The organism is Gammaproteobacteria bacterium, from assembly GCA_028819075.1.
GTDB lineage: Bacteria > Gemmatimonadota > Gemmatimonadetes > Longimicrobiales > Gaopeijiaceae > BD2-11.
In genome coordinates this window covers 1-15,040 of sequence record JAPPMM010000031.1, presented here as the reverse complement: position 1 = coordinate 15,040, position 15,040 = coordinate 1, and the positions used below count along the sequence as shown (strand labels likewise).

At 70.9% G+C, this 15,040-nt stretch carries 14 protein-coding genes; 2 read left to right on the top strand and 12 right to left on the bottom strand.

The window, feature by feature from the left end:
• Positions 1-67 precede the first annotated feature (67 nt).
• Complete coding sequence (locus OXU32_07550; protein ID MDE0073821.1) at positions 68-1,261, top strand: M20 family metallopeptidase; 1,194 nt, start codon at positions 68-70, stop codon at positions 1,259-1,261.
• Here the strand turns inward: OXU32_07550 and OXU32_07545 are convergent.
• From OXU32_07545 to OXU32_07510, 8 genes are all read right to left on the bottom strand, one after another.
• Positions 1,243-1,476 carry a hypothetical protein gene (locus OXU32_07545; protein MDE0073820.1) on the bottom strand — a complete coding sequence of 78 codons (234 nt, stop codon included), beginning with the start codon at positions 1,474-1,476 and terminating at the stop codon, positions 1,243-1,245. The genes OXU32_07550 and OXU32_07545 overlap by 19 nt on opposite strands.
• Positions 1,477-1,478: 2 nt before the next feature.
• A complete protein-coding gene (locus OXU32_07540) occupies positions 1,479-2,255 on the bottom strand; it encodes an enoyl-CoA hydratase/isomerase family protein (GenBank protein ID MDE0073819.1) in 777 nt (258 codons plus the stop codon).
• A complete protein-coding gene (locus tag OXU32_07535) occupies positions 2,252-2,647 on the bottom strand; it encodes a hypothetical protein (GenBank protein MDE0073818.1) in 396 nt (131 codons plus the stop codon). The genes OXU32_07540 and OXU32_07535 overlap by 4 nt, the downstream gene beginning before the upstream one ends.
• A 169-nt stretch (positions 2,648-2,816) precedes the next feature.
• Positions 2,817-4,208: a DUF1446 domain-containing protein gene (locus tag OXU32_07530; protein ID MDE0073817.1), complete on the bottom strand. Its 1,392-nt coding sequence runs from the start codon at positions 4,206-4,208 to the stop codon at positions 2,817-2,819.
• Positions 4,205-5,938: an acyl-CoA carboxylase subunit beta gene (locus OXU32_07525; GenBank protein MDE0073816.1), complete on the bottom strand. Its 1,734-nt coding sequence runs from the start codon at positions 5,936-5,938 to the stop codon at positions 4,205-4,207. Before OXU32_07525 ends, OXU32_07530 begins: the two co-directional genes overlap by 4 nt.
• Positions 5,935-6,357 carry a cobalamin B12-binding domain-containing protein gene (locus OXU32_07520; GenBank protein MDE0073815.1) on the bottom strand — a complete coding sequence of 141 codons (423 nt, stop codon included), beginning with the start codon at positions 6,355-6,357 and terminating at the stop codon, positions 5,935-5,937. The genes OXU32_07525 and OXU32_07520 overlap by 4 nt, the downstream gene beginning before the upstream one ends.
• Positions 6,354-7,364: a methylmalonyl Co-A mutase-associated GTPase MeaB gene (meaB, locus tag OXU32_07515; GenBank protein ID MDE0073814.1), complete on the bottom strand. Its 1,011-nt coding sequence runs from the start codon at positions 7,362-7,364 to the stop codon at positions 6,354-6,356. Before meaB ends, OXU32_07520 begins: the two co-directional genes overlap by 4 nt.
• Positions 7,365-7,393: 29 nt before the next feature.
• Positions 7,394-9,064, bottom strand: a complete 1,671-nt coding sequence (locus tag OXU32_07510; GenBank protein ID MDE0073813.1) for an AarF/UbiB family protein — start codon at positions 9,062-9,064, stop codon at positions 7,394-7,396.
• A 452-nt stretch (positions 9,065-9,516) separates the two neighbouring features.
• Here OXU32_07510 and OXU32_07505 point away from each other — a divergent pair, with 452 nt between their 5' ends.
• The gene (locus OXU32_07505; GenBank protein ID MDE0073812.1) at positions 9,517-10,743 is read left to right on the top strand and encodes a hypothetical protein; all 1,227 of its coding nucleotides are present in this window, start codon (positions 9,517-9,519) and stop codon (positions 10,741-10,743) included.
• A 55-nt stretch (positions 10,744-10,798) separates the two neighbouring features.
• Here the strand turns inward: OXU32_07505 and OXU32_07500 are convergent, their stop codons facing one another.
• The 4 genes from OXU32_07500 to OXU32_07485 form a co-directional block, all read right to left on the bottom strand.
• Positions 10,799-11,224 carry a DUF126 domain-containing protein gene (locus OXU32_07500; protein ID MDE0073811.1) on the bottom strand — a complete coding sequence of 142 codons (426 nt, stop codon included), beginning with the start codon at positions 11,222-11,224 and terminating at the stop codon, positions 10,799-10,801.
• Positions 11,215-12,471 carry an aconitase X catalytic domain-containing protein gene (locus OXU32_07495; GenBank protein ID MDE0073810.1) on the bottom strand — a complete coding sequence of 419 codons (1,257 nt, stop codon included), beginning with the start codon at positions 12,469-12,471 and terminating at the stop codon, positions 11,215-11,217. The genes OXU32_07500 and OXU32_07495 overlap by 10 nt, the downstream gene beginning before the upstream one ends.
• Entirely contained in the window at positions 12,468-13,673 is a 1,206-nt protein-coding gene (hutI, locus tag OXU32_07490; GenBank protein MDE0073809.1) for an imidazolonepropionase, read from the bottom strand. Before hutI ends, OXU32_07495 begins: the two co-directional genes overlap by 4 nt.
• A gap of 163 nt (positions 13,674-13,836) precedes the next feature.
• The gene (locus tag OXU32_07485; GenBank protein MDE0073808.1) at positions 13,837-15,003 is read right to left on the bottom strand and encodes a tyrosine-type recombinase/integrase; all 1,167 of its coding nucleotides are present in this window, start codon (positions 15,001-15,003) and stop codon (positions 13,837-13,839) included.
• Positions 15,004-15,040 lie beyond the last annotated feature (37 nt).

Sequence of the window (15,040 nt, the reverse complement as noted above, 5' to 3'; positions counted from 1 at the left end):
TTTCAACGGCGTTATATTGAGGTTTGGGCGGGAGACCGGAAGCGAGGCAATGCGGAATGGCCGAGAGATGACCGAATCACCCTGGGAGAAAGGCACGGGCGCGCGGGTGCTCGACTACCTGCACGCGCGCCGTGACCGGATGCGCGACCTGCTGGAGCGGCTGGTCGAACTCGAGTCGCCCTCCATGCTGGCCGCCTCGCAACGACCCGTGCAGGCCCGCCTGCGCGAGGCGCTGGCCGACATCGGGTACCGCTCCCGCATCCTCGCGGGACGGACGACCGGCGGCATCCTTTACGCCTCTCCCTGGGAGCGCCGCCATCCGGCCCCCTACCAGCTCATCCTCGGGCACACGGATACCATCTGGCCTGTGGGTACCCTCGAGGAGATGCCCATGCGGATGGACCGCGGGCGCCTGTACGGACCCGGCACCTTCGACATGAAGGCGGGCCTGGTTCAGGGCGTCTTCGCCGTGGAGGCTCTCAGGCACTGTGTCGGCGACCCCGAGGTCACGCCGGTCTTCATCTACAACTCCGACGAGGAGATCGGCAGCCCGGATTCCAGGGAGCATATCGTGCGGCTCGCGATGCGGGCGGACCGCGCGCTGGTGCTCGAACCGTCCCTGGGCGAGAACGGGAAGCTCAAGACCACCCGAAAGGGGGGTGGGGACTTCACCGTCCACGTTACCGGCGTGGCGGCGCACGCGGGGCTTGAACCGGAGAAGGGGGTGAGCGCGATCCTGGAACTCGCGCACGTAATCCGGAAGCTGCACGCCCTCAACGATCCCGTCCGCGGCGTGAACGTCAACGTGGGGACGGTCGAGGGCGGGATTCGCCCCAACGTGATCGCGCCGGAGGCGAGCGCCGAGGTGGATGTCCGCGTGCCCACCCTGGCCGACGCGCGCAGGGTCGAACGGGCCATCCGCGCCATCGAGGCCACGGCGTCGGGGGCTTCGGTCGAGATCCGGGGGGAGATGGACCGTCCTCCCATGGAGCAAACCCCGGGCAACCGCCGGCTCTGGGACCTGGCGCGGGAGGCCGGGGCACAACTGGGGCTGGAGATGGAGGAGTCGTCCTCCGGCGGGGGATCGGACGGCAACACCACGAGCCTGTACACGCCCACCCTCGATGGTCTGGGCGCGGTGGGAGCGGGCGCGCACGCCAGCCACGAACACGTGGTTCTGGAGCGCATGCCGGAGCGGGCCGCACTGGTGGCCCTGCTGCTTGCGGCGCCCTCGATGCTGCCCTACGGGGCCGAGGCCTGAGGACCGGAGTCGGACGGGTCGTCCCGGCCGCGGGCGCGCAGGTGGCGCAACGCGAGGCCGGCCAGCAGGGCGGCGAGCGCGATCCAGATCAGCCAGCCGATGTCGAGCAGCATTCCCGCGAGTCCAAGCCCGGCGCCCACGCACATCAGCGCGACGCGCGCGTGCAGATAGCGGTCCTCCCGTGGACGTGAGCGGCTCGCAAAGATGAACAGCACGGTCAGTCCCGCTTCTTGCGCTCGAGGAATCTGCGCACCCCTTCCCGGCAGGTGTGCGTCAGGCGGGCGGCAACGTTGATCTGGGCAGCCCGCGCGATGCCATCCTTGAAGCCCACACTGTCGAGGTCGTAGAGCAGCGTCTTGGAAAGGGCGACGGAGGAGGGAGCCCGCCGGGCCAGTTCCTTGGCGTAGGCCATGACCGATTCCTCGAAGTCGTTCGCGGAGATCACCCGGGTCGCGATTCCCCAAGCCAGGGCATCGGCTGCGGAGAAGCGTTCGCCGAGAGTCGCCAACTCGAACACGCGTCCTTCCGGCACCTTGCGCCGGAGCACGGTCATCACCAGGGCGGGCACGAAGCCCAGGTGCACTTCCGGGTAGCCCAATTCCGCATCCTCGCGGACAAGGACGACATCGCAGGCGGTTGCGAGGCCGCATCCGCCGCCGAGAGCCCGGCCGTGAACCGCCGCGACCAGCGGCTTGGTCAGGTCGCGCATCTGGACGAAGAGATCGCCCATTCGCAGCGCGTCGGCATGGATCTTCTCCGGTCCCATGCTGGTGATGCGGTCCATCTCCACCAGGTCTGCGCCGGCGCAGAAGTCGGGTCCGGCCCCCCTCAGAAGCACGACACGCACGGCCGAGTCGCTGCGCGCCTGAACGAGCGCCGCCTTCAGCGCCTGCACCGTGTGCGAGTCGAGCGCGTTGCGTTTGTGCGGGCGGTTGAGGGTCAGCGTCAACACCCGGTTCTCGACTCGGTGCAGCAACCGCTCTTCAGCGCTCATCCGTGCGTGTCCTCCCCATTTGGGTCAGGCGACTGCGGGATCCTGCCCCGCCCCCGCACGCGTCCCGCGACCTCGTCCGGCACTTCCACATCCATGCGCAGCAGCGCAGTCGAAAACACCTTGCCCTGCGCGTCCATCATCAGCGACACGGTTCCCCCGCCGCCGAGCGCCCCGGGCAGCACGAAGTTGAGGGCGTGCAGGTTGGGAAGCTCGTAGCGCACCACCTTCCCTTTGACCATGTCGCCGAAGTGCTCCTGTACCCGTCCGGCGGTCAGCGCCTGGACGAGCAGCGGATAGTGTTCGGGATCATAGGCGACCACACCGATGTTGACCACATCGCCCTTGTCGCCCGAGCGCGCGTGCGCGAGTTCGACCAGTTTGACGGCCGCCATGGTCAGGGCCTCCCGGGGGCTTCGCGCCCGCTTGCTCCGGTCCGGCATGCGAGCGCCCCAGACAAGATTGCAGCCCCGGACGCGGAAGGGAAACGGTCAGCGGTCCTCTGGAGTCCGGGCCGCCATCGCCGTGGGACGAATCCCCCGTTGCATGCCCGGCGAGCGACGATCATGCCTCGCGCGTCTCCACGCGTACGAAGGGCTCCACCGCGTCGCGCGGCACCAACGCGGGCCAGAAGGCGGCGACCTCGCGCACGCGCGGGCGCCCCTCCCCGAAGCCGGTGACGGAGGGCGGGCCGGTCAGCACCAGCGGGGCGACCTCGCGGGTGAAGCGCTCCACCGGGGCGCGCTCGCTGCCGCGCACGGCGACCCGCAACTGCACTTCGGGCAGATCCGGCGGCGGCGGGCCCGCCAGCGGCCCGTGCGTCGAATCCCAACCCACGAGGTCGGTGCGCACCTCGTCGAAGCGGAGCCCCAGCCGGTCCAGGCGGGCCCGCAGGACGCGGGCGGCCGCGCGCGCCTTGGCGGCCGCATCCGGCCAGGCGTACACGAGCGTGCCGACCGCCCGCCACCCGCCCGCGTACACGATGGAAGCCTTGAGCCAGCCGGTGGGCGGGCGCCCACGCGCACCCGTCACCCGCACTCGGTCCTTCCCCGCCCCGCTCAGGTGGACGGTGGTGAAGTCCGCGACCACGTCCGGGGTGGGATAGGCGGCCGGGTCGCCGATCTCGTACACGATCTGCTCGGTGACGGTGGCGGGGCTCACGCGCCCCCCGGACCCGTCGTGCTTGGTGACCACGAAGTCGCCGGAGGGCTCGGCCTCGATGATGGGGAAGCCGACCCGGTCGAGGTCGGGGATGCTCCACCACTCCGGCATGGCGTTCCCGCCGGTGCACTGGGCGCCGCATTCGTTGACGTGCCCCGCCACCACCCCGGCGGCCAGACGGTCGTGGTCGTCCGCCGCCCAGCCGAACTCGTGCAGCAGGGGCGCCAGCGTGAGCGCCGCGTCCACGCAGCGACCCGTAACCACCACGTGGGCGCCCCGCCCCAGCGCCTGAGCGATCGGGAAGGCGCCCAGGTAGACGTTCGCCCCCGTCACCCGCTCGCGGATGCCCGCCAGCGGCTCGCCGGTCTCAATGTTGCGCAACTCGTGGCCGGCGGCGAGCAGCTGGTCCAGCCGGGGCATGAGGTCGTCGCCGGTCACGATCCCCAGCCGCAGGCGGCCGCCCACCCGCGCGCGCCGGGCCGCCCGCGCCACCTCGCCGGCGCATCCTCCGGGATTGACCCCGCCGGCGTTGGCGACCACCCGGATGCCGCGCTCCAGGCACGCCGGCAGGATGCGCTCCATCAGCGAGACGAAGTCGCGCGCGTATCCCGCCTCCGGGTCGCGGGCGCGCTGCTTGTGCAGAATCGACATGGTCACCTCGGCCAGGTAGTCCATGACCAGGTAGTCGATCGGTCCCTCTTCAACCTGCCGTACCGGCGCATCGAGGTCGTCGCCCCAGAATCCGCCGGCGCCCGCGACGCGCACCGTGCGCGCGCCGCCACCTCTCTCCCTCACGACACGCCCGGCGGCAGGTGGAACGCTCCCAGGTGCGGCCCCGGGTTGTTGAGCGCCGCCCGCAGCAGCAGCGCCAGTGCTCCGCGCAGTTCCTCGGGCAGCACGACTTCGTCGACGAAGCCGCGGGCGCCGGCGAAGCGGGCATCCAGCTGACGGTCGTAGTCCTCCCGCACCTCGTCCATGCGCGTGCGCAAGTCCTCGTCCGGCACTTCGCCGCGCTCGCGCAGCTCCTCGAGCTGCCGGCTGAAGAGCGCCATGACCGCGCTCTCGCCCTCCATCACCCCCATCCTCCCCGTCGGAAGGGAAAGGATGAAGTCCGGATCGAAGCCCTGGCCCGCCATCGCGTAGTAGCCCGCCCCGGAGGCGTGGTTGAGGGTCAGCACCAGCTTGGGCACCGTCGCGCTCGCCATCGCCTCCACGAAGTGCGCGCCCGCGCGGATGATGCCCGAGCGCTCCGCCTTCGGCCCCACCATGAAGCCCGACACGTCCTGCACGAAGAGCAGCGGCCTGCGGCGGCGATTCATGGTCTCGATGAAGCCGGCGACCTTTTCCGCGCTTTTCGTATAGACGATGCCTCCGAACCGGGGCGGCCCACCCTCCGCATCGCGCACCATTCCGCGCGCGTTGGCGATGACCGCGATCTGCATCCCGTCGATGGCGCCGGTTCCGCACATCATCTCCGGGGCGTATTCAGGCTGATACTCCACCAGCCCCGGCTCGTCCAGGATGCAGCGCAGCACCCCCGGCATGTCGTAGGGATGCCGGTGATCGTCGGGGAGGAGCTCGTAGAGGTCCTCCGCGGGGCGGGCCGGGCCGATGCGGGCAGACGCGCGCCCGTGCCGCGATCCGGCGGAGCCGGTGGCGTCCGGGCGCAACGCCTGTCCGGACACGGCCCCGGAGCCGTCGCCGCGCGGCAGGGCTTCGATCAGCACGCGGATCTTCTCGATGCAGGCCGGATCGTCCTTCGCGAGGTAATGGGCGACCCCGCTGACCGACGTATGCATGCGCGCGCCCCCCAGTTCCTCCGCCTCGACCGTCTGCCCGATGGCGCCCTTGACGAGGTTGGGACCCCCGAGCCCCATGAAGCTGGTGCCCTCGACCATGACGATCACGTCCGAGAGCGCGGGCAGGTAGGCGCCGCCCGCAATGCAGGGGCCCATGACCGCGGCGATCTGGGGGATGCCCAGGTAGCGGCGCATGAGCGAGTTGTAGTAGAAGATGCGCGCCGCCCCGTACTTCCCGGGGAAGACGCCTCCCTGGTACGGCAGGTTGACCCCCGCCGAGTCCACGAGATAGACGATGGGGATGCGGCAGCGCATGGCGATCTCCTGCGCGCGCAGGATCTTGGCGATGGTCTCGGGCCACCAGGCCCCCGCCTTGACGGTCGCGTCGTTGGCGACCACGACCACCTCGCGCCCATGGATCCGGCCCACGCCGGTGACCACCCCGGCGGCGGGCGCCCGCCCGTCGTAGAGGTCGTGCGCCACCAGCAGGCCGATCTCGACGAAGGTCTCGCCGGGGTCGAGCAGCGCGGCGACCCGTTCGCGGGCCGTCCACTTGCCCCGGGCGTGCTCGCGCTCGATCCGCTTCGTCCCGCCTCCCAGCCGCAGGCGCGCCCGCAGCTCCTCGAGCTCCTCGGCGAGCCGGCGCACCCGGGGGACGGCGGGGTCCCCCGCGGACGGGCGCCCGGCCTTCGCGGTACGAGTCGATCCCGCGCTGCGCGGGCTCACGTGGCTGCCCGCCCCGACGAAGCGAACCAGGTGCGGATGTAGGCGACCGCGTCCCCGGTGCGCGTGCCCGGCCCGAAGAGCCGGCCGATGCCCGCGGAGTGGAGCGCCTCCGCATCCTCGTCCGGGATGATGCCGCCTCCGGTCACCAGAACGTCGCCCAGCCCCGCCTCGTCGAGGAGTGCCTTCACCCGGGGCAGGAGGGTCATGTGGGCGCCCGAGAGAATCGACAGCGCCACCACGTCCGCGTCCTCCTGCAGGGCGGCCTCGACGATGGCCTCCGGCGTCTGATGAAGACCGGTGTAGACCACCTCGAAGCCCGCGTCGCGGAAGGCGCTCACGATGACGCGCGCCCCACGGTCGTGGCCGTCCAGTCCCGGTTTCGCCACCAGGACGCGAATCCTGCGGTGTGTCGTGATCATGACTCCAGGTCCTGGGACAGGATACCTCCTCCGCCGAGCAGGCGTTGAGCCGCTTCGTACACCGTCTCCCGCCCGCCGGCCACCATCCGCGCCGCGTCCGCGAAGCCGCCGCCCCCCGCAACCCGGCCCAGGTGTGCCTCCAGAGCGGCGCGCACTTCCGCCCGGATGCGCGCCTCCGCGCGGGCGATGCGGCGCGCCTCCAGCGCCCCCGATTCCGCGAGGCTGCGGCGGTGGTCCTCTATGGCGTCCGCCAACGCGATGATCCCTTCGCCCGCGGTGGCGACCGCAGTGAGCACGGGGGCGTTCCATCCACGCGCGTTGGCCTCCTCCGCGAGCACGTCGGCGCCGCGGGCCCCGCCACCCCGGCCGCGACCCAGCCCGACCGCATCGCGCAGCCGCCCCACGAGCGCGCGAGCCTCCGGGCGGTCGGCCTTGTTCACCACGAAGATGTCGGCCACCTCGGCAAGCCCGGCCTTCATGGCCTGCACTTCGTCGCCCGATTCGGGCGTGAGCACCACCACCACGGTGTCGGCCGCTTCCGCCACCCCCAGCTCGGTCTGGCCGACCCCCACCGTTTCCAGAAGGATGCGGCCGAATCCGCTCCCCTCCATGAGGTCGATCACGTCGTGCACCGCCTCGGCCAGGCCGCCGCCCGCCCCGCGCGTCGCCATCGAGCGGATGAAGACGCCCCGGTCGAGCCGGAGCGGCGCCATGCGCACGCGGTCTCCCAGCAGCGCGCCCCCTGAGTAGGGCGAAGTGGGATCCACCGCCACGATCGCCACCTCCTCGCGCGCGTCGCGCCAAACCCGGGCGAGCGCCGCCGCCAGGGTCGACTTCCCCGCCCCGGGCGGCCCGGTGATCCCCGTCCGGTGGGCCCGGCGGCCGTGCCCGGTCACCTGTGCCAGCAGTTCGCGGAAGCCCGGGCGGCGGTCCTCCACCACCGAAATGGCCCGCGCCAGCGCCGCCCGCTCACCCGCGCCGCACCCCTCAGCGAGCGAGCGCGCCATCTCGCGCTCCGGGGCTTGCGCCCGGCCCGCTACGGCTGCCATCGACGCGACCCCAGCCCGCGCGCGTGGCGCAACGGGTTGTCAAGCAGGTGCGCGGGGACCACCAGCACGACCAGGAACAGCACCAGCGCGGCAAGCAGCCCGGCGGCCAGCACCCAGACGTTGTCGAGCGAGATGTAGATGATGGCGGAGATGATGGCGGTGGAGGCGGCGAAGATCGACAGCAGCAGCCGTCGGCCCAGCAGCGTGAGGGAGCGTTCGATGCCCTGGATGTCGCGCGGATGTACCCGCACCCGCAGGTTCTCGCGCTCGGCCCGCACCAGCAGCGCGCGCGCGGAACGCACCAGCCCGCTGGTCTCGGACCACACGTCCTTCGCGATGGCGACCGGTTCCCGGCCCGCGGTGCGCAGGATCTCGCCCCGGTGCGCGCCCACCACCCTGCGGAAGACGGCGAAGGAGTCGAAGCGCGCGTCGTAGGCGGCTCCGATGCCCTCGAGCAGCACCAGCGTGCGGAACAGGTAGACGAGCTCGCGCGGGAGCATGAGGGGCCAGGTGTAGAAGGTGTCCAGCACCTCGCGCACGCTCTCCTGAACGCGCCGTCGGCCGGCCTGTCCGTCCTTGCGCGCTCCCTCCACCACCCGCACGATCTCCGCCGCCGCCTCGCGGATCTCCCCGCGCGACACCTCCGGGCCGATCATCCCCAGCCGGTACATGGCGCCGATGGCGCCGTCGATGTCCTCCCGCACCACGGCCATCGAAAGGCCGAGCAGGCTCTGGCGGGTCCAGCGCGGCACCTCGATGACGGCGCCCCAGTCGAGCACCACGAGCGATCCGTCCTCCGCCACCAGCAGGTTCCCCGGATGAGGATCGGCGTGCAGGAAGCCGTCCATCATCATCATGCGCAGGTATACGGAGGACAGCCTTTCCATGAGCAGGCTCGCCGAAGGGCGTCCCCGGCGCACGCGGTCTCCCAGGCGATCGATGCGGATGCCCTCCATGTACTGCATCACCATCACGTGCCGGGTGGTCATGTCGTCGAAGACGCGCGGCGCCCTGACGGCGCGGTCCCGGGCGAAGGCGCGCCGGAAGCGCCGGGTGTTCTCGGCTTCCACCCGCAGATCCATCTCCTCCCGCACCTTCACCGAGAATTCGCGGATCACGTTGGCCAGCGCCCGCATGTGATGGTTGGGAAACAGGACGTTCAGCCAGAAGACGATCCGGAACGCGGTATCCACGTCCAGCGCGACCCGCTGCTCCACGCGCGGACGGAGGACCTTTACCGCCACGTCGCGTCCGTCGAGCCGGGCCCGGTGCACCTGTCCTAGGCTGGCCGCGGCGATGGGTTCGCGGTCGAAGCTCTCGAAGAGGTCCGGGAGCCTCGCGCCGAGCTCTTTCTCGATCACGCCCACGATCGCGTCCGGGGAAGCGGGCGGCACCTGGTCGCGGAGCGTGCCCACGGCGGTGAGATAGGGCTCGGGAAGGATGTCGGCGCGCGAGGCGAACATCTGCCCCAGCTTGATGAAGGCGGGTCCGAGGGCAGCGATGGTCCCGACCAGGCGGGCGGCGCGGCGCTCGTGGTGTCCCGGCCCTCGGCGCGCGGGGCGCCCGACCACGATCCAGCGCCGGCGGTCGCGCAGGAACGCGATCAGGAACGGCAGCAGACGAAGCAGGACCCACGCAAACCGTGCGATGCGCCTCATGGGTGAGTCGTAGCCTCTTCGTCGCGGCGTGAAAGGGACGGGATGCCGTTGGGGTCGCGCTCCCCCGCCACCGCGACGAGGGGACCGGCCCCGGGCGGAATCCCCGAACATGGAGACACCCGGTGCCGCAAAGCTGGCCGCAACCTGCCGGCTTCGTCTACCCCTGAGCGCGCGCGGGGATCAGGCAGCGCATTTCCGCGAAGTCATCGGGTCCCCGGATGTAAGGCACATGGCATCCGATGGATCACGCGCCTCGCCTCGGGTGGACGAGTCCACGGCCACTGCTCATCTTGGTCCCGGCCCGTGCAACCACGCGGACACGGTTCGAGTCCCATGGACGAGCCGACTGCGGGCTGCGTCGGCTTCCAGACGCCGGCACCGACTCGTGGCACCCTGTTGCGGGCGAGCCCGACCGCGTTCTCCCGACCTGCTCACGGAGGTACTTCGAGACCATGAACGACAAGGCCGAACGCATCCGTTTCCGATATCCGACCCGGCTCGCGCTGCGGGGAGTCGGCGCAGCCCTTGCGCTGATCGCCGCCGCGGCCTGTGGCAGCGCGGGCACCGAAGAAGATCGCACCGGCCTCGGTCCGGCACAGGCGGCGCTCGAACACGAGTTCGCCGTGATCCAGACCGTGCGCGAGCTGCCGGACGGTCGGGTGCTGGTGGCGGATCCGCTGGGGCAGACGCTGCTGATGGTCGATATGGAGGCCGGGACCACCGTCACCGTCGGCCAAGTGGGCGAGGGACCCGCGGAATACCGCCAGCCGGACGCGGTTTGGCCGCTGCCGGGCGACAGGTCCCTCCTGGTGGACCTCGGCAACGGGCGCCTGACCGAGATGGGCGCGGACCTGAGCTTCGGCGACACGCGGCCCTACATGCTGGGTGCGTTCCGGATGGGGGCGCCGATCATGCTCGCGATTCCGCAGGGCGTGGACGCGAGCGGAGGCATCTACTTCCAGGGCTTCGGGATGAGCGCGGGGGGAGAGGTGGCCGACTCCTCGCAGGTTCTCCGCTACGACCTGGAGACGGAGGCGGTTGACACGCTGGCGAGCGTCAAGCTGACCGACCGCACCCGCCGCACCTCGGGCGGAGCGGGCAACCAGAACGTGTCGATCTCGCCGATTCCGCTGTCGCCCGCCGACGCGTGGGGCGTGGCGGCGGATGGCCGGGTGGTGACCGCCCGCTCGGTCCCCGGATCCGGGGAGTTCTGGGTGGAGTGGTTCGCGCCTGACGGCGAGGTCACGCGCGGGCCGGCGTACGCGTATTCGCCGGTGGGCATCGGAAGGGCCGAGATGGAGGAGTGGCGCGACGCCCAGGCCGAGACGGGCGGCGGCATGACCATCCAGGCCACCGGGGTCAACGGCGTGATGAACATACGCGCGGGCCGCGGCGGGGCCCCGGGCAACGACGACCTGGACAGCTACCAGTGGCCCGACAGCAAGCCGGCGTTCTTCCAGCGCATCCCCGTCGACCCGGCGGGCCGCGCCTGGGTGCGCCGCCATACCGCGGCGGGCAATGCCCCCGCATACGATCTCTTCGACGGCTCCGGGACGCGCACGGCGACCATTGAACTGCCGATGGAGCGCCGCGTGGTGGCGTTCGGCGAAGGCGTGGTCTACGTGGTGCGCATGGACGAGTTCGACCTGCAATACCTGGAGAGGTACGGGCTGCCGTAGCACCGGGAGCCCCACCGGTCCCGCCCTTGATTAGTCTAGTCTAGCTTGGCTAAGACTAGGCCACCCTCAGGATGGCCGTCCGCGCTAGCGCTCGCACCTGCCCATGTCCTCCCTTGCCGTCCCGGATCCGCTTGAAGCCATCCCTGCCCACATCAACGAGCGGGATGCTCGGGTAGCCGAGTTCCTCGGCGACCAGGACCCCCAGCACCAGGATCGCGTCGGTGGAGCCGAGGACGATGGCGGCCGGGGCGACATCGTTGCGCAGCAGCTCAAGCATGATGGCGCTGGAGGAGCTGGAGCCGATCGCGCGCTCCATGACCAGGATGCGGCCACCCAACGGTTCGCCGTATTGCGGATGCCGGGGGTCGGACACGCGCCCCGTCTCGGGATCCACGCCTCCCCAGAAGCTGAGGGGACGCCGGAGCACAAGCAGCGGGCCCCTGCCCTCGCCCGCGTGCACGGGCGCGCCGCTCAGCTCCACAGGCCCTCGTCGCGGGTGACGCGCCCGGTTGCGGCGGAGCGCACGCAGTCTTCCAGGCTCCCGTAGACCACATCGTAGCCAGTGGTGGCGGGGGTGTAGTGCGCGAACTTGCCGGAGTTCGTCATCAGCACGCTGCCACGGGCGGGCAGGATGGGCGCGACCACGACGCAGGTGTCGGCCACGATCTCGACCCCGGCCTCCTCGAATCGACGCAGGCGTCCGCTGGTTTCCAGCCGCTCGTACTCCGCCCTTCCCGTGCAGACGTAGAAGGGAATCCTGAAGGGCTCGCGGGGAAGCAGCGCCTCGAGAAGCGAGAACTCGTCGCGGGAGAAGTGCGGGCTGCCGAGCGCGACGGCGTCGAGTTGCGCCGTGCCGGTGGTGCTGAGCGCGTCCCGCACCCGCCGCAGTTCGCGCGCGTCGGGCGTGAGGACGGCCTCGGGCGCCCGGCCACCGAGCGCCGCTGCGAGGTTCGGGGCCTCCGGGGTGACGCCCTCCACGTGGAAGAGCCCGACCGCGCCGGATGACGCGGAAGCCGCCCCCATGGCTTTCAGCTGGTCCTCGGTCGCCGTCTCGGGCAGTCCGGTCACGACCGCGACCCGTTCGTCGACGGTGGCGCCGAGCCAGGTGCCCAGCACCGGGTAGAACACGTCGCGCTCCTTGAGCGCCGGGTTGATCGCGCCGGTGTCCACCACGACGGTGGCCCGCCGGTTCTCCTCCAGGTGCAGGCCGGTGCGGGGCGCGCGGCCCGCCAGCGCGCAGCAGATGTCCATGAAGTCGCCATAGCGGTTGGTGCGCGCGCCGAGCACCGAGTTGGCGAAGACCACGGCGTTGCTCTCGCCCCAGGCGACGTCCTGTCCGCCCTCGGGTCGATGTCCCGCCTGGTAGGGCGCGCAGGTCCAGGTGGGGCGGCAGCCCAGGGCCTCGTAGGCCCGCATCTGCCGGAGCGCCATCTCCCGGCGATGGCCGGCGGAGCGCACCCGGCGCGGGTTGAGCAGGTCGAGGGCACCGACGTTCAGCGTGGTGGGCACGGCCACCTTCCCGCCCAGGGCAACGAGCTGCTCGGCGAATTCGACGCCCCCGTCGCCGTGGTAGAGGCAGCCGTCGATGTGGGCGGAGGCCACGGGCACCAGCTCACGCGCCCCGAGGATGCGCGCCATTCGCACCACGATGCGCATCGCCAACTTCGGAGCGGGGCCGCGCTCGCCGTCCAGGACCGCGCGTTCCTCGTTCGAGAGCGTCGGATTCATCGGGTACCGTGGAGCAAGTCGCCGTGGAACACCTCGCCGCCCCGGACCACGGCCCGGCAGGGGTTGGCGCCGATCCAGTAGCTCAGCTCCGAGGGATGGTCCACGTCCCAGAGCGCCAGATCCGCGCACGCGCCCGGCGATACTACGCCCACCTCCCCCTGCAGGCCCAGCACCGGCGCGGCCTGGCGCGTCATCCCGGCGAGCGCTTCCTCGGGCGTCAGGCCGAAGAGGACGCAGGCCATGTTCATCGCGAGCAAAGGCGATGTGACGGGGGACGAACCGGGGTTGAGGTCGGTCGCGACCGCGATCGGCACGCTGTGACGCCGCATTGCATCCACGGGCGGCCGGCGGGACTCGCCCAGAGTGTAATACGCCCCCGGGAGGAGGACCGCGGTGGTCCCGGCGGCAGCCATTGCGCGGCACCCCGCCTCCGTCGCGTACTCCAGGTGGTCGGCCGAGCGGGCGCGGTAGCGGGCGGCGAGTTCGGCCCCCCCGAACGGCGAGAGCTGGTCGGCGTGCAGACGCACCGGGAGCCCGTGGGCCGCCGCCGCATCGAAGACGCGCGCGCACTCCGCCACGGTGAACCCGATGCCCTCGCAGAACGCGTCCACGGCGTGGGCGAGCCGATCGGCGGCCGCGCGGGGAATCATCGTCCCGCACACCAGGTCGAGGTAGGCGTCGCGGCGATCCTGGTATTCGGACGGGAGCGCGTGCGCGGCGAGGAGGGTGCGGGACACGCGTACATCGAGGCGTTCACCCAGGGTGCGGGCGGCCCGCAGCATCCTCAGTTCGGTGTCGACATCCAGCCCGTAACCGGACTTTATCTCAACCGTGGTAACACCATGCGCTGCAAGAGTTTCAAGTCTCCAGGAGGATGCATCGCATAGCTGCTCTTCCGTAGCTGCGCGGGTCGCCGCCACGGTGGAGCGGATGCCGCCGCCGGCCAGCGCGATCTCCTTGTAGCTCATGCCCCGCAGGCGCATCTCGAACTCGTCCGCGCGCGTTCCCGCGAAGACGAGGTGGGTATGGCAGTCGATGAGCCCGGGGGTGAGCCAGCCACCTCGTCCATCCAGGGTGCGGGAGGTGTCCGCAGCCAACTCGCGGGGGGCCCCGCGCGCGGCCCCGACCCAGGTGATCCGCCCACCGGCGACCGCCACCAGGCCATCGCGCACCACGCCGTACGCCTCGCCCGTGTCCGCCATGGTGGCGACGTGAACGTTGCGGATCAGCAGGTCGGGCCCGCCGGGCTCCCTGTTCAGATCATCCTCCCGTCTGCCATTTTGGCAGAACGTTTCGGAATTGATTCCGCTTGCCCCGGTTGAAGTTACACGATTTGGCGGCCCGGGTCCCGCCGATTGACTCCCGCTAACTGGCGGAAGGGTGGATCCGCCGCGCCGCGAGCGCCTTCTTGAGCCGGTCCTCGTCGGGTCTCTGGTAACACTGGAGCACCGTCTGTGCCGTCCTCCAGCCTCCCAGTTCGCAGAGCACCTTCAGCGGCTGGTCCATCAGGTCCGAGGCGAACTTGCGCCTCAGCGAATGCCAGCCCCTGCCGCGCATGCGCTCCAGCCCGGCGAGCGCTTCGGCCTTTTTCCACCAGTCGCGCGCCGCCGCGTGGCTCACGCTCCCCGCGGAGTCCCTGCGCGCGGGCAGCACGGGAGCGTCGCCGTTCCCGGGGTTCGCCTTCCGCGCCTCTTCCAGCACTCTTAGCGCCTCGTCGGTCACGGGTGTCCGATGCTCGAACCCTGTCTTATCGTGCTCCGCACGCCACCAAATCACCCCGGCTCCCGTGTCGATGTCGCACCACCTCAGGTGGCGGATTGCGCCGATTCGGTGGCCCGTTTCGTGCGCGAGCACGAGCGCCACGCGAAAGCGCCAATCGATCTGGGCGGACACCCGGAGCAGCGCCTCGTACTCCGCTTGAGAGAGAATCACCCGGGTTGGGTTCTTCTCCCTGGGCACCCTCAAGCCCTTCAGAGGGTTGGAGTCGAGGAGAAGCCTTCCCGCCTCGTTCCGCGACCGTGCGGCCCAGTTGAGGACCGCGAGCAGGAACCGCAGGTCTCGTTCGACCGTCCTGTTGGAAACGGGTCTCCCGCTCGGTCCGACCCTGCCCGCCCGCCTCGCCCGGATGAACCGGTCCCAGTCGCGCTGGGAAAGCGTTGCGGGCTTCCGGTCCTTCCCGAAGAACCGGAGGAACATCGCCAATGCACCCCGGTCGTATTGCCGGGAGCACTCGCCCTTGGTGGGCGTGACCTCCTCACCGTAGATGTCAAAGAGCTTCTCCAGCGTGAGCGGCTCGGGCTCGGCTTCCGCCTTGCCCCCGATCTCGGGTCCGGCGAACCCGGCGGCGAATTCGTCCGCCTGCCGTTTCGCCCTCGCCCAGTCGCGGTGTCCGAGCGACCGGGTGAGCCTTCGCCCGTTCTCGCGCCACTCAATCTGGAAGTTGCCGGTCTTCGGGTCCGGGAAGATCCGGACCCTGTTCCGGCCCCACTCGCCGGCGCCGTAGCTCCGGCGGCATTTTCTCGTGCGTGCCATCGTTCGATTCCTCTCGTTCGATGGACTGCACGATCTG